The organism is Paraburkholderia sp. WS6, assembly GCF_030464835.1.
Taxonomy (GTDB): domain Bacteria; phylum Pseudomonadota; class Gammaproteobacteria; order Burkholderiales; family Burkholderiaceae; genus Paraburkholderia; species Paraburkholderia madseniana.
On record NZ_JALQCK010000035.1, the window covers coordinates 72,577 to 86,872 of the forward strand.

Annotated in this window: 11 protein-coding genes; 3 read left to right on the forward strand and 8 right to left on the reverse strand. The window is 57.0% G+C overall.

Translation table 11 applies throughout. The annotated features are described in order from the left end of the window. Window positions 1-236 precede the first annotated feature (236 nt). The 3 genes from M0D64_RS32145 to M0D64_RS32155 are packed head-to-tail and all read right to left on the reverse strand — an operon-like array spanning window position 237 to window position 3,494. Window positions 237-1,400 (reverse strand): MaoC family dehydratase N-terminal domain-containing protein, encoded by a 1,164-nt coding sequence (locus M0D64_RS32145; protein WP_266260770.1) that lies wholly within the window; start codon window positions 1,398-1,400, stop codon window positions 237-239. Beyond that, the gene (locus M0D64_RS32150) at window positions 1,397-2,356 is read right to left on the reverse strand and encodes a CoA transferase (protein WP_266260771.1); all 960 of its coding nucleotides are present in this window, start codon (window positions 2,354-2,356) and stop codon (window positions 1,397-1,399) included. Before M0D64_RS32150 ends, M0D64_RS32145 begins: the two co-directional genes overlap by 4 nt. Beyond that, on the reverse strand, window positions 2,343-3,494 hold the full coding sequence (locus M0D64_RS32155) for a CoA transferase (RefSeq protein WP_266260772.1): 1,152 nt from the start codon (window positions 3,492-3,494) through the stop codon (window positions 2,343-2,345). Before M0D64_RS32155 ends, M0D64_RS32150 begins: the two co-directional genes overlap by 14 nt. 211 nt (window positions 3,495-3,705) lie before the next feature. Here M0D64_RS32155 and M0D64_RS32160 point away from each other — a divergent pair, with 211 nt between their 5' ends. Then, window positions 3,706-4,146, forward strand: a complete 441-nt coding sequence (locus tag M0D64_RS32160) for a MaoC/PaaZ C-terminal domain-containing protein (RefSeq protein ID WP_266260773.1) — start codon at window positions 3,706-3,708, stop codon at window positions 4,144-4,146. A 191-nt stretch (window positions 4,147-4,337) separates the two neighbouring features. Continuing rightward, complete coding sequence (locus M0D64_RS32165) at window positions 4,338-5,204, forward strand: IclR family transcriptional regulator (protein ID WP_266260774.1); 867 nt, start codon at window positions 4,338-4,340, stop codon at window positions 5,202-5,204. Between the two features lie 27 nt (window positions 5,205-5,231). Here M0D64_RS32165 and M0D64_RS32170 read toward each other — a convergent pair whose 3' ends face one another. The 5 genes from M0D64_RS32170 to M0D64_RS32190 form a co-directional block, all read right to left on the reverse strand. Next, complete coding sequence (locus M0D64_RS32170; RefSeq protein ID WP_266260775.1) at window positions 5,232-6,122, reverse strand: SMP-30/gluconolactonase/LRE family protein; 891 nt, start codon at window positions 6,120-6,122, stop codon at window positions 5,232-5,234. 367 nt (window positions 6,123-6,489) lie between these two features. Continuing rightward, window positions 6,490-8,148, reverse strand: coding sequence for an AMP-binding protein (locus tag M0D64_RS32175; RefSeq protein WP_266260776.1), 1,659 nt, complete (start codon window positions 8,146-8,148; stop codon window positions 6,490-6,492). 126 nt (window positions 8,149-8,274) lie between these two features. After that, entirely contained in the window at window positions 8,275-9,897 is a 1,623-nt protein-coding gene (locus tag M0D64_RS32180; protein ID WP_266260777.1) for an NAD(P)/FAD-dependent oxidoreductase, read from the reverse strand. A gap of 1,382 nt (window positions 9,898-11,279) precedes the next feature. After that, window positions 11,280-11,453, reverse strand: a complete 174-nt coding sequence (locus M0D64_RS32185) for a hypothetical protein (protein WP_266260778.1) — start codon at window positions 11,451-11,453, stop codon at window positions 11,280-11,282. Window positions 11,454-12,012: 559 nt separating this feature from the next. Continuing rightward, the gene (locus tag M0D64_RS32190; RefSeq protein WP_266260779.1) at window positions 12,013-12,255 is read right to left on the reverse strand and encodes a hypothetical protein; all 243 of its coding nucleotides are present in this window, start codon (window positions 12,253-12,255) and stop codon (window positions 12,013-12,015) included. A 407-nt stretch (window positions 12,256-12,662) separates the two neighbouring features. Here M0D64_RS32190 and M0D64_RS32195 point away from each other — a divergent pair, with 407 nt between their 5' ends. Next, on the forward strand, window positions 12,663-13,319 hold the full coding sequence (locus tag M0D64_RS32195; RefSeq protein ID WP_266260780.1) for a TetR/AcrR family transcriptional regulator: 657 nt from the start codon (window positions 12,663-12,665) through the stop codon (window positions 13,317-13,319). Window positions 13,320-14,296: the final 977 nt, after the last annotated feature.

Consider the following 14,296-nt stretch of genomic DNA (forward strand, 5'->3'; position numbering starts at 1 on the left):
CCAATCGGCACGTCGAACTCGGCGGCACACTTCAATCGCTGGATTAACTCAGCGGAATACACGGGCCGTATTCCGGCGCCATCTTCATATCGTCCTTGATGTCTTCCACAGCGAAATCGGAGGACACCCGTACGACTGCGCAATTCTGGACCAGCTGCGTCGATGCGCCCCGTCTCGACGTCCGCCATGCCGATTCCAATGGGCCCCACGGTCCACGATCGGCATGGCGTGCATCCTCAAATAACTGCAGCCGACAACACCGGCAATTTGACCTTCCCGCGCTCGCGCGAGGGCAGCATGACCGATGCCGTACCCTTGGCTGAGGTCTGCCCCAATTGGTTGGTGGCCTCGATTTCGATAGTTACGATGCCCGCACCATCACTAATCGACTTGCCGGTGACCTTGCCTCGCCACCAGATGGTGTCGCCCACCACGTTGGGCTTGAGAACGTCTACGTTCAAAGTGTGCAGGAATCCATGGTCGCCGATCCAGTTGGTCAGCATGTGCTGAGCCCACGAGATGCGCTGGGGTCCGATGTCATATGCACCACCCATGCCCACGTCGCGCCCGGTCGAGGTTTCCAAATGCCCACGGCCTGCGGACTCTTTGGTGCCCGTCTTCGCATTGATGTGGTAGTCCTGGTGTCTCCGCCGATAGCGGATAGCATCGCCGTGCACGCCACCGTACGGTTGGGCCCCTTGCTGCGCCGCGTACCAAGCCATGATGTCAATCAGGTTCAAGGGGCCCTTCACCACCTGCGGCACCGAATCCCCGACCTGCACATCCTCCCACCACAACGGCCTGTCACCGGTACGCGGTTCGGCCAGGATCTGGTTTTCGATATCCGCAACCTCTTGAGCTGTGTAGCGATGCGGCTCTATCGCTTTGACGGCTTCGGTATTCTTGGTTTCCAGTAGTTTGTCGCCACGAGGCGTTCTTGCGCATCGACCTTCGGCGATGGCGACCAGCCGATCATGCTGGTTGTAGTAGCGGACTTCCCCAATCTGCAGCACCCATTGTGAGAAGCGGCGGCCGCTCTTGACGTCCTGACGCACGAGACGCGCTTCAACGCGGAAGGTGTCGTCGATGCGCACGGGTTCGAACCATGTCCAGCTTGTCCCGGCGTAGATCCACTGCACACCCGAGAGCTTCGGCGCGACGACTGTTCCATCGACGGCATACAGAATGCATGGCGGTGCGACGATGTCACCATGAGGTGATTTGCGCGCATAATCGCGGTCGAACCAGAGTGGGTTGTTATCTCCCACGCTCCACGCAAAATGGCGAATCGCATCGCGAGTGGCAGTCTCAATCCATTGCATTCGATCACGTCGCAACGGCACCCCGATCAAAGTTTCTGCCTCGGCGATTCGTTCGTCCGTAATGGTGCCCCAGCTCATTTACTGTCTCCTTTTTGCGTTGTGCGCCGAACCGTAAATGGCGAATTGAGTTCACCGGACTCATTCATGAATCCAACTCGAAACAGGTTGGAATTGCGTGCCTCTTCGAGCGTGAGGACAGGTGCCATCGGCCCGCCAGTCGCCAGAGCGCGGTCCAGGAGTTGACTGCGATCATGCTTCATCAGTTCTGCGTTTAGCAGAGGCAGAATTCGACTGTCGTCTTCGGATAGCTTGAACGGATCCTGAAATTCCTTCTCGCTGGACCAGTCGGGATTCCCCAGTGCCGCCAAGATTCCTTGCCAATCTTGCCGGGAGCGCGCCTGAACTGCCATGTAGCCGTCCTTGCACGCGAAGAAGCCTTGCGGGAAGACGCCCCCGTGCTCGACTGCGGTCCGCCCATTGCGGCGCCAGCCGTAAGGCACCCCTGCGTGGTTACCCGAGTTCTGTTCTGCGAAAGCGCGCAGTACATCGGCGGCAGAGACGTCAATCGTGCGGGGAAGAGCCGAGGTTCCGGCTGAAACGGCAAACTGCAGGCTGAGTGCAAGGCTCGCACCATACATTCCCGCCCATTTTTCAGGAATGTGGGCAGGCATCACGCCCGGTGGCCCGTCAGCAGCGCCGATCACGGTGGAGACACCCGAGACGGCGCACGCAAACTCGCCAACGCCAGGACGCCCAACCTCGTAGTCCCACAATCGGACCACGGGTATCCCATCGACATCTTGTGCGTGCAGCTCGGGTATCAAGGCATCACCGGCGACGATGATGGCCAGTGCATTCGACTCTTTGAGCCGCGCCTCGGAGAGGCTGGCTGCGCCGGCCAAGGTAGCGCCGAACTGGGCCAGCCAGCGCGCCGCATACAGCGCGGAGCGGTTTCTTCCAACTACAACGAAGTGAGGCGAACCCACATTCAATGTGCGGTCTTCCGGTGTTGTCGACTGCTCAAGCCTGCGCATTGTTCGCCTCCTTTGCACGTTGTTCCAGCGAGCCATACTCCTCGGGCGGCCAGTTCAGCAGCTTGCCCAATACGTAGGCATTGCCCTCGCCAAGGGTGGGCGCAGTCTTGCGCAAGGGCGAACGGCTACCGTCGATCCACCAGGGTGCGGCCACGATGCTCTCGGCTCCTGTGACTGGATGCAAAGTGGGAAGCAGGGTGTCCTCATGTGCAGCACCGGCGCCAAACTCTGCAGGCCTCTCGATGACCCGGACCGCCCGGGCGCCCTCGCCCTCGAAGGCAGCGATGGCGGAATCGGCCGATGAGTCCGCAGCCGCGGCGCTGACACGTGCGAAGTCGTCCGCGAAGATCCGTCCACGCCAGTCCACACACAAGTGCTGCCCGTCCCCTGTAGCGACAATTGAAGCCGGTTCAGCCAGTTCAGAGCCGGACAAGCCCAACGAGTCAGCCAAGTCGGTAAGTTCCTTGTCGTCGTCATTCCCCACACTGGCAGCCGCTTCAAGTTGGGAAATCTCGACATGGGCGCCGACCCCGGTGCGTCGGGCATCCAGCACTGCAGATACTGACGCCAGTAGACCGAATGTCGCGGCATTTGGATCAGATGCGACAAATGTGGGGGACCCCAAAAACTCGTTATTCCGCGGATCCACCACCTTGGTTTCCAGACCCGACATGGAAGAGAGCACGAGTCCGTAGGCTCGCATCTCGGCCAGACGTGAAGTGGAACCAAAGCCTGCCAGCGACAGCAACACGATGGCGGGGTTGGCAGCCGCAAGTACGTCGAAGCCAATGCCCAGCCGCTCCAAAGTACCAGCGGTAAAGTTCTCGATCACCATGTCGGATTGGCGTACCAGATCGATCAAGGCATCGCGATGGTGCTCCAGCTTGAGATCCAGGGTAACGCCGATCTTGTTGCGGTTCAGCCCGTGAAAGGAATGCGACATCTCACGGCGAACCTGTTCCGGGTATTTGCCTGCGAGCCTCTCCACTCCTCGGGTCCGGTAAAGATCGAATCGCTTGTACCACTCGACTTTGATCACTTCCGCCCCGAGATCAGCGAGAAGCTGACCCAACAAAGGGCCAGACCATACCCAGCAGAGCTCAATGACGCGAACGCCCTTCAATGGAAGCGCGCTCATGGGCGCGCCTCCGATTGGGCGCTCCAAGTTCCTGTCTCCACCTGGAATACCGCTTCGTCCTTAGCGGGCTTCATAAATGTCTCCTTGATTGGATTCGTCACAATCAATTTACATTGCGGTCTGTTCTTTGTCAATACACAATACTGTTGTCCATAGACAATCTCGCCCGCTACGAATAGACTGCAAAGTAACCAATCAACCAGGAGCAGAAATGGATTTCTATACAGGCAAAGGCTTCAACCAACTACGCGTCGACGAGGCCTTTGAGAACAGCTGGACGATGACCGAAACCCACCTGGTGCTTGGAGCGGGGCTCTTCAATGATTTCAACCCGCTGCACGTCAACCAGCATTTCGCAGCAAACAGCCGCTTTGGCGGTCGAATCGCGCACGGTTACCTGACGAGCAACGCCATGGCGGCGCTGCTGGGTATGGTTTTCCACAGCACGGCCATCGCTTACGTCGAACACAGTATTCGCTTCACGAATCCCGTGCGCGCTGGCGACACACTAACGATTTGTTGGGTCGTGTCCCAGCTAGACGCCAAGCCAAAACTTGAGGGCGGCCTCGTGACTTTGACCGGCACCTGTGTCAATAGCGACGGTACCGAGGTGGCGAGGGCAGAGGCCAAGATGCTGGTGCACGACGCGTGACGCTATCCAGATTCAGTCCCTTCCAGGACAAGGAACCAGGTTCCAAATTCGGTCTCAATAGAGCCGATGTAAACGGGGACAGCCAACGGGCGTCGTCCTATTAAAATGGCGCGGCCATCGCCCATATTTGTCTATGTGGCAAAATGAACCGCGTTACCAGTTACCAGATCGCTTCGAGCGGAGTTAGATAGATGAAGACCGGCGGCACTAGAAAAGAGAAGGCCAGCGTCACGACCATAGGCGACGCTCAGTCAATGGAGCCAAGCCGGCAGCCCCGTCAAGAAGAGACTGCCGAGGCAGCGGGTAGCAGCACCAAAAGCGTTCCTGCAGTCCGACGTGCTGTGGCGATCCTTTCTTTCCTCGCAGAGCAGACCACTCCGATGAGCCTGTCGCAAGTCGCCCGTGCGGTCGACATCCTGCCTAGCAGTTGCCTTCACATCCTTCGGGAGCTCGCCGCACCACGCCTGGTTTCTATCGACCCGCGACAAAAGTCGTATCGCCTCGGCCCCGGCATCGTCGACCTTGCGAGGGCCGCGATGCGACAAGACCCCTTCGCGGAATACGCCAAGCCCCATCTCAAGCAACTGGCTGACACATACGGCGTAACTGCGACCGCGACGGCAATGATCGATGACGACCACATGGCGTGCGTCGCCTTTGCTCATCCGCCGGTGTCCATGTCTCTGAATGTCACATTGGGGGGGCGAGTGCCCACCTTCTCTGGCGCCGCGGGGCGCTGCATGGCCGCATTCGGCGACTATCCACGCAGCCGGCTGCGAAGTGGATTTGCGAAAGTGCGGTGGCAGACCCCTCTGACTTTCGAGGACTGGATGGAGGAAGTTGAACAGGTCAAACGGGCGGGATACTCCGAGGACCAAGGGGCGTTTGTGCTCGGCGTCACCACAATCGCAGCGCCAATATTCGGCCAGGATGCCTCTGTGCGAGGCATAATCGGCGTCGGCGCGATCACGGCCCAGTTGGACGACGAGATCAAGACCAAGGTCATCGCCTCCCTGAAGCATGCAGCCAGGGAATTTGGGATGCAACTCCCAAGCTAACTTCACGCCCCGCGGCCAAACCTCGACTCAGCCACCGAACGGGTAGACCGGCATTCCGGCGATACCTGGACGACACCGAAAGAGTGCCCCTGCCCCAGGTTCCGGAATCAAGCCGGTGTGTGCGGGCAAATGGTTGGCTGTAGTGATGTAGAGGTCCTGCAGGTCCTTGCCTCCAAAGCCGCAACTTGTGACCCCTGCGACGGGCAGCGTGACCGTGCCCACCCATTCACCTTCAGGGCTGTATCGGCGCACAACGCCACCGCAATACAAGGCTACCCACAAGTATCCCTGGGCATCCGTTGCCATGCCGTCAGGCAGGCCATCGGCACGATCGATATTTACAAAGCGCCGACGGTTGCTGATGCCGCCCGTATGAATGTCGTAATCAAAGACGTCGACCCCTCGTTTGGCAGTGTCGGCATAGTACATCTTGGTCTCATCGGGACTCCATGCTATCCCGTTGGAGATGTACACGCCCTCTGCGGCCTTGGTCACGCTATAGTTGGGATCAATGCAGTAGAGAGAACCGGCCTTGGGCTCAAATGTGGTTGAAAACGTGCCAGACCAAAGCCGGCCGAGACTATCGCACTTTGCGTCATTCATTCGGTTGCCCCGCTTTTCGAACTCCAGCGGAACCAGCAGGTCGGCGTCAGGGTCATTCTCCTGGACCGACAGCAATCCATCTCTTGCAGACACCACCAGCCCTCCTCTTTTTCGAGGAATCGCTATTCCAACGGGCTGATTCAAATAATGAACAAGGAGTTTTCCGGTCATGGGATCGTATCGATGGACTGCGCCATTGAACGATTCCACGAACAGCAGTGTTGAAGTTGCGTCATCCCATATTGGGCCCTCACCGACCTCCATTTTTGGGTTGAATACGACTTCCAGTGTTGAGGAGTATTCGATAGGTGCCATGATTCGATCTTCTAAAGTAAGACGGAAAGAGGAAGGGTGTGGGCGTGGGCCGCGCTAAATTCCCAAAGAGGCTTTCGCCCGAATGTCATCCGTCAGTGAAGACGGATGACATTTGGCGGAAACGCAACCGAAATGGCCGCCCCGCTCGTCATGCATCAACGATCCCTGGAATCCTTCGGATTTCACCAGCACGGCCTGCCTTAGTGGCCAGAAGAAATGGTGTCGCTGCGCGAATGTTCTGGCACGAGTACCTGCTGAGAGCGTATCCGTAGTGGCGTTTGTTCTCTGAGCTCTTAAGGCAGGCTGAATCCCACTGCTAAACCATCAACCACTCTGCCGTTGATGCACTTTATTGTTCTCACGATCATCATGCGCCTGCCGTCCAAAATCGATGCTGTTCGTGGTCCCAAGTCGTTGGGGTGAGGCCTCTCTCACCGTGTTTGCGCAGTTGGGCGCGCTGCACTTTCTCTGTCTGTGTTTTCGGCAGCCACTCATATATTTCGACATAGCGGACAGTCATCGCCTTTGGCAGGGTTGCCGCCAGTTTGTCTGCAATCTCTGCGGGCGAGGCTGTTGCTCCGTCCACAAGTCGTGCGCAGAGCTTGATTTCATCCTCAGGAAGGTCGGAAGGCACCGCGATAGCCGCGCATTCGAGGATGATCGGGTTCTGTAAGGCGATTAGCTCAACCTGTTCGGCCGAAATATTTACTCCCCGACGCCGAATGCGATCACCGACGCGTCCAAGGAAGTAGAAATAGCCATCCTCGTCCCATTTTCCGCGGTCTCCGGTGTGGAACCACAAGTCACGGAAGCGCTCGACGGTCTGGTCGGCGTCATTGTAGTAACCCATAAACATGAGACTAGGATGCTTCGGGCGTACGGCAATCTCCCCATCTGAGCCAACGGGAACCTCACAACCGTTCTCGTCCAAGATGGCAATGTCGAACAGACCTGAACTGATGCCGCAACTACCCGGACGACGAGGTAGATCTTCCGGATAGTGGGCCACCACGGTCAATTCGCTCATATCATAAATAGAGATAATCCTTACGTCGAAGCGTTCCTCAAACTCCGGGTAGTGTCCCGCGGCGGTGTACATGACCGGGATCTGATGTTTCCGGTCCAACTCGCTCGGGGGCTGCTTCATCAACAGAGGAACCAGGGGGTCTAACAAGTGGGCTCGGGTAACCCCATGGTCACGGATGTCCTGCCAGTATCGACTTGCACTGAACTTCTTGGCCACAACCATGGTGCCAGCAGCACACATCGTCGACAGCACGCCGGTGATAGTCGCAAATACATGGTGAAACGGGAAGCAGGTATACATCGTATCCTCGCGCCCGAAATCCATCATGTCGTTGAACTTGCGCGCGCTGGCTAGCATATGCCCGTGGTCCATCATCACGCCCTTTGGCAAGCCGGTCGTTCCAGAACTGAAGCGAATGGACGCCAGTCCACGTGAATCGATGTCGGCGGGCGGCAGGCGACTGGCCCTCCCGGCGTCTTCCACCTGGGAGAGAGACACGAACCGTTGAATTCCCTTGGGCACCTTGCCCGATTGCATTGCCGATTCGAAGACCGGATCTGTTACCACTACAATTGAGAGTTGTTCGCGAACTTCCGGGCTAGCGCTTTCGAGGGCCTCCAAGCCATGCTCGTCGGCAAAGGCGGCGGTCACCTCGATCTTTTGAATGGCATGGTCGAGCACCTCACCACGGAATTCGGTGTTGATCGGCACATCCACCATCGCAGCCCCGAGTGTCGCAAACCACGCGTATACATGCAGCGGCGAGCCGCTTAGCAATAGCCCGACCCTTTCCCCGCTCTTGACGCCGAACTCGCGCAACCCAAGGCCAATCGCTGCCGAGCGCTCGTAAGCATCACGGTAGTTGATCTGCTCGCCATGGTCGATGAAGTTCAGGAAGGTCTTGACTCCGAGCTCCTCCGCCCGCGTCTGGATGATGTCCCAGATCGAATCCGGCTTGGCGTTCAAGTCGAGTCCGTTGAGTCCGCTAGAGTATTTCATGGGTTTCATAAAATTCGGATATTGAGCACAACCTCGTAACGACTAGACGGCATGGCGAGGGCGAAACTCAAGGTAAATCGGTGCGCGCGTTATCTCCCATTTATGATGGCAGAGACGCGCACTTTCTCACTGGATTTCGAACCCGGGATAGCCTTCTGAGACTTCCTGGCTAAGGTGTTCACGGTAGCGTTGAGCTCCGCCGGCATAGATCATGTTGCGGGTGGTCGGCTCGCGATCGACGTTGGAGTTATAGCCGGTGAACCACGACTGCTCGCGTCCGAACAGAATACGTTGCAGCCACACCTTGGCCTGCTCGCCCCATGCAATCTCGGTCTCAGCCTTGGCCTCAACCCGGGTGCTGTTCGTCTTTCGCATATGCTCGAGCAGGCCTGAGCACCAGTTCACCGCCTCTTCAATACCGCGCGGGAAGTTGGTCGCTACCGATCCACTCTGAGGACCCGCCAGAGTAATCATGTTCGGGAATCCCTGGACCGCCAACCCATAGGCGGTGACCGGACCTTGGCGCCACTTATCCTTCAACCGCAGCCCGTCGGATCCTACAATATCGATTTTGTCGAAAGACCCGGTAATCGCATCGAATCCAGTCGCGTAAATGATGATGTCGAATTCACGCTCCTGATCGCTCGTCTTAATCCCTAAAGGCGTCACGCGCTCGATCGGTGTTTCGCTGATATCAACGAGTTCGACGTTGTCGCGATTGTAGGCCTCGTAGTAGCGAGTCTCCATTGGGACACGGCGCGTACCGAACCCGTGATCCTTTGGAACGAGCTTCTCTGCGACTGCAGGATTCTTTACACGCTGGCGAATCTTGTTCGCTACAAACTTCGACATCTCCGCATTGGCCCCGACATCAGTCAGCATGTCCTTAAAGTTGCCCAGCCAAATCCCGAATCCCGGACTTGCATAGAGCTTTTCCCAGAATTCCTCGCGTTCTTGTGGACTTGCCTCCATCACCTTGCGGGGGTCGACATCGTGGATAAAGCCACTGGGCGTGTTGTGACACCTCTCAAAAATCTCGTCGTACCGTCCTTTAATATCCAGCATCTCCTCGGACGAAATCGGACCGTTGTTCAGCGGCGCACACCAGTTCGGCCGGCGCTGGAACACAGTCAGGCTGCCGACCTTGTCGGCAACTTCGGCGATGAGCTGGACGCCGGTTGATCCTGTTCCGACCACAGCCACGCGCTTTCCAGAATAATCGACCGGCTCTCGAGGAGCGTAGTAAGTGTGGAACGACTGTCCCTTGAAGCTCTCAACCCCCGCGTAGCGCGGCAGAGTCGGCGCAGATAGCAAGCCGATCGCCGTAAGCAGGAAGCGGGTCGTCAGCGAACGACCATCCGAAAGTGCAACTGACCACGCCCGGGCTTTCTCATCCCAGTGGGCCGACGTTACGGTGCATTGCAATTGCATGTACTTGCGTAGACCAAACTTCTCCACCACCCGCTGGAGATATCGTTCGGTTTCTTCTCGCGGGGCGAAGCGCTCGGTCCAGTTCCACTCAGCGAGCAGATCCTTCGAGAAGGAATAACCGTAGGTTTCACTCTCCGAGTCAAAGCGACAACCGGGGTACCGATTCCAGTGCCACGTTCCACCAACGTCGCTCGCACGATCGACCACAGCGGTCTTCAGCCCCATTCTGTCCAGACAATACGCCTGGTAGATTCCACACACCCCTGCACCAATGACCAATGCTTCGTATTGCGGGGCAACGCTCTCGGCTAAATCCATTCCATTCTCCTCCATGCATCCTTGTAGACTAAGAGTTCACAACGACGAAAAGAACGTAAGTACTTTCCATACGTACTCCTAATGTGCGCTTGCATCTTTGTTGTTATCTAAAACTACAACTGACGAAGCTATCTCAGACTCACACCACCCTTCAACGCGCTTCGACAAAGTTCGCGAAGGCAAATCTAGGCGAAAAACCTCCGCGTCTCCGATGGGCGTAACTTCATCTTCGATTGGTGACGTTCGAGCAATCGCCTATGAGTGGCTATCTTCTTGAGTCAATATGGGATTTTTAGGGTTATCGTCTTAGACGAGATCCCGCAGGCCATGCCGTCCACATCCAATTGCCTCGCTAACCTCACCGATTCGTCGCAAATCCGATCGGCGAATCATGCCGGAATAGGACCGAATCCCCGCCGTTCGCAGCGGATGCGGTTCCAGTTGCCATATAGCTGGTGCCGTCGCGACGACTCCCTGCGCGAACCGGGGCGCCGTCACCTCACCTCTTCCATCGACTCGTTCGTTTCCCGTCGTCCCGAGATCTCAGCACAATCCCTTGTTAAGGCGGTGCCGCCGCATTTGCTCCGATCGTGCCGAACAATGAGATGGGTATTGGACTACTTCAGACGGTCGGTATCCCACGCTTGTCCCGCTCCTTCCCGCTCCTTCGAACATGCGGACAGGTGCAAGCGGTGCCGCTAACAGGCTTGCCACCTCGTTCGTTCAACGAAAGTCGGTTCGACCTCGACACTCCAGGAAAACGTCTCCTCGTTCAATATTGATCTGGCCATGTTGAGTCTATAGTTGCCGCATGTGATTGTCAATGCACAATGTTATTGTGTATGGACAAAGAGAGAAGATGCGGCGCTTGCGGAAAGCTTTGAGTTTCAATGTGCCCTGTGGCTCCAATTTCTGTCATCGGAAGACCGTCTAATCGCGGGTAGCAATGTGCGCCATTGCTAATGCCTGGCAGGCGCCACACGGTTCTCGGCAACGTGTTCGAGGACCACGTCAGGCTTCCACAACAGGATCGTCGCTGCGATGGCTTAAATCGACGGTAGATATGTCGGGATTGGAGGCGTCGAAAAAATTGTGCGGCGAAACTGTGGTCGCTCTAGTTGGGCGCGATGTTCGTCCGTCGTGCGCTTCACCGGGAAAACCGTGAGCGCCAATGATCTGGCTTTGGTAATCGGTGAGCGGCACACTGACCTTTACTCCGAACTCAAACGGGCGACGGGATTTCCGGGTGAAACGACGTGCATACCTGTGGTGTGCGACGGGTGCCGACTCGTACATGCTGAGTGCTCAAGCAATGAGCCCGTAGCTCATTGCCTTCGTTGCACCAACTCTTGCGCTCCACAATCGACAGACTGGTCCGTCATTCATATATCAGACTCGGTGGTGTGAGTCTCATGGGCAACCGACTTGAGTAGCGCGTCGGCAAAGCGCTGCAAAGCCTGCACTGAACCGACTACGCTACGGTATTCCTCATTGCCGATGCGGCCGTCAAGGATAACGTGCATCCCCGAATCTATTGCCATTTCAAAGATGTCCACTTGAGTCCTCTCCTCGCGCCTATTCAAAGCGCCACCTGCATGCCCAGCCTTCCGCTTACATCGGAAAAGGATGTCCAGCAACGGCTCCGTTCCGATATACCAAGAAACCTCAATTCACGATGCGACTCGTCGCGACGAGCTATCGAGTGACGTGAAACTGCCCGGGTGGGAATGCAACGATGTACCTGCAGTTTCCGGGGTAGGAGGCGCAATGTGGAGAATCACCGGAAACACGCACCTCAGACCCTTTCGCTGTTAGCCGTTCTTGGGATGCGATTCGGGCGTGCCATGCGGTTGCGAAGGCAGTTGCAACGCTCAGCGCGCAAACTATCCGAACAAAGCCAGCTGAAGGTTTCATCACCGTTACCTCACACAAACTGACGTGGGTTTGACATTAGACACACCCACAACGACAAGCGCCAAAATAAACGTCTCGCGATCCGTTACACAATTAGTTATCTTAAATATATTAATATATGTTCCTATCGCTGCCCGACCCGATGTGTGCCGGCTCAGATCAACATAGCCGCGGGTTTCGCGTCGAACAGACGGTAACCAGTCATCTGATCGACGAGCCGCCATGCATCGTGGGCCCCTTGGGCGATGGAGGAAATACCCCCCACGAACCGTCGTCGTGCTGGAAGAAGAAGATTCTCAATGATCGAACCCATGACTGTGCGAGTACGTAACGTCCATGGTTTGAGTTGGCGCGGCCGTATCGCACGACGCGCACAGGAGCGGCCGGTGTAGGCGCCAGCCACTTGTCGATCATCAAACGCAAAGACTTTTCGTCGTGTCCCATTTCTTGCTCCATCCACCGCCGCAAACTGCCCGAACCCGTAGCACTCGTCGACACGGATGATGTCGCAACGCAAAGGCGCGGTAATGTGTCGATTGACTAAATATTAGGTGGTCAGTTGACCCATATGCAAGATTTGTTTCGCCAGGGTAAACACGGGAGAACGACCGCGCTTCTGTGCATGTAATCAAGAATTTTGGGCTGGGAAGCAAAAAGTAAGTTGTGGTTTAATTAGTCTGATGACGTAAAATGAATTTGTCGGGAGATCCGGTATCGGCAGGTGAAGCCGCCTGTGAGCCAGCATTCACGCAGTTGTTGAAAGATCACGGGTTCACTGGCAAGGACAATAGAGGACGCCGACTGAACGCACGCATTCTGCGCAAATGCTTCGTCACGGAAGAATTGTTACGATGAAGGAAATGACCATTACATCGGCCGAAGCCCTTGGCAAATCAGAGGGTGAGGCTCCGCGTCGCGGCAATAGGGCGACTCGAGTGCCAGCGATTCTCGAGGTGGCCATCAATGTCTTTGCGACGCAGGGCAACGCTGGGTTCACGCAACGCCGCATCGCAAGCGAAGCAGGGATTCGACTGAGGACCCTGCAGCACTATTTCGGCACCCGGGAAGAACTGCTGCGGGCCACGATTGAGGAATTAGCACGGCGATCATTCGCGCGTTACCTAGCGATTGCGAAAGACAAACTCAGATCACCGGAAGCACGTCTTGACGCTATCGCCGATGAGGTGTTCTCGGTGCTGACGGGGGTGGGTGCAAGTGTAGGCGCCTTCGCAATCGAATACTGGTGTTTGGCTGAGCACGAACAGTTTGCACGTGTGCTGCTTGAAAAACACACCGGCGAATTTCAGGAAATTTTTGTGGGCTTGGTAGCAAAGATAAATCCCACGCTAACCGCAGCTGAATGCACCCTACGCGGTGCGCAGATACTTGCGCACATGTATGGTTTGCTGGTCTATATCCGTCAGTCGGGCGATAGCGGCCCGGATCTTGATGCCTTTCGGCAAATTACAAAGGTCGTCTGGAAGGCACTCAGCAAGGCTCCACAATAATCGCGGCGTGTAAGAGCCGTAGCGTACTGTTCACGGGTGTCTCCAACATCCCGTGAAATGGGCTACTGAGGGCATCGCCGTGTACCCCCGCGCGATACCGGGGCTCTCTACACCGTAGCGCGATTCGTCACTCGGCTCGAGGAGGCCATCGACATGAAGCTTTGTCGCGGAGCCTGACGCCCTGCCCGATCGCGGCCCGGCGCCGTGACCCGCCCGATGATCGCTTCTTCCCCAGCATGTCGCAAAGGCGACGTTCCGACGGCATAAATGGAGCGGTGGGCATTGACCGTTCACGGCCTAACTGTGCCCCCGAACTCTCGAACCGCACATCGATGCCAATCGGTTCTGGAGGGCCTCACCCGGCTTTCTAGCAGGACCCTGCATCCGCGGAGGGAGGGCGGTGTCCATTTCATCTCAGCCGGACTCAGCCCAATGACATTCCGAGGCATAGGCGCGAGTCATGTTTCACCTGAAGAGCTCGAGGCAATCCAACGTGTGGAAGTTGACACGCAATATCCGATAGCGACGATCCGGTCAGTCACAGCAGGCCGCAGGTTGCCACCGTTACCAGATTTTGCGAACCCAGCGTAACCACCACCGGATGCCTCCTTCCCGCGTGTCCGCTGCTCGGGCCCTCAGGGATCGGGCGTCAACGGGTACTGCATCCGCACTGCGATTCCGAGGTATTGCCCTCGCGGTTCCGTTCGGGAACTGGAGCAGTAAGATGCCCCTTTCTGTGGCAACAACCACGGCCCCATCGCACGTACAAGCCAGAGCCACAACCCGGCTATTAATCTCGACGCGCGCAATCGCTGTACCGCTGGGCTCGCATACTAAGACCGTTCCATCTTCCCCGCCCGAGAGCACAACAGCCTGCGGGCGTTCTGAGCGGCACGCCCACTACGGAGGGGAATTACGCACTAACCTTGCAGGTAGTCGACTCGGGGAACAAAACAGCGGCGGACGATTTCGTCGTC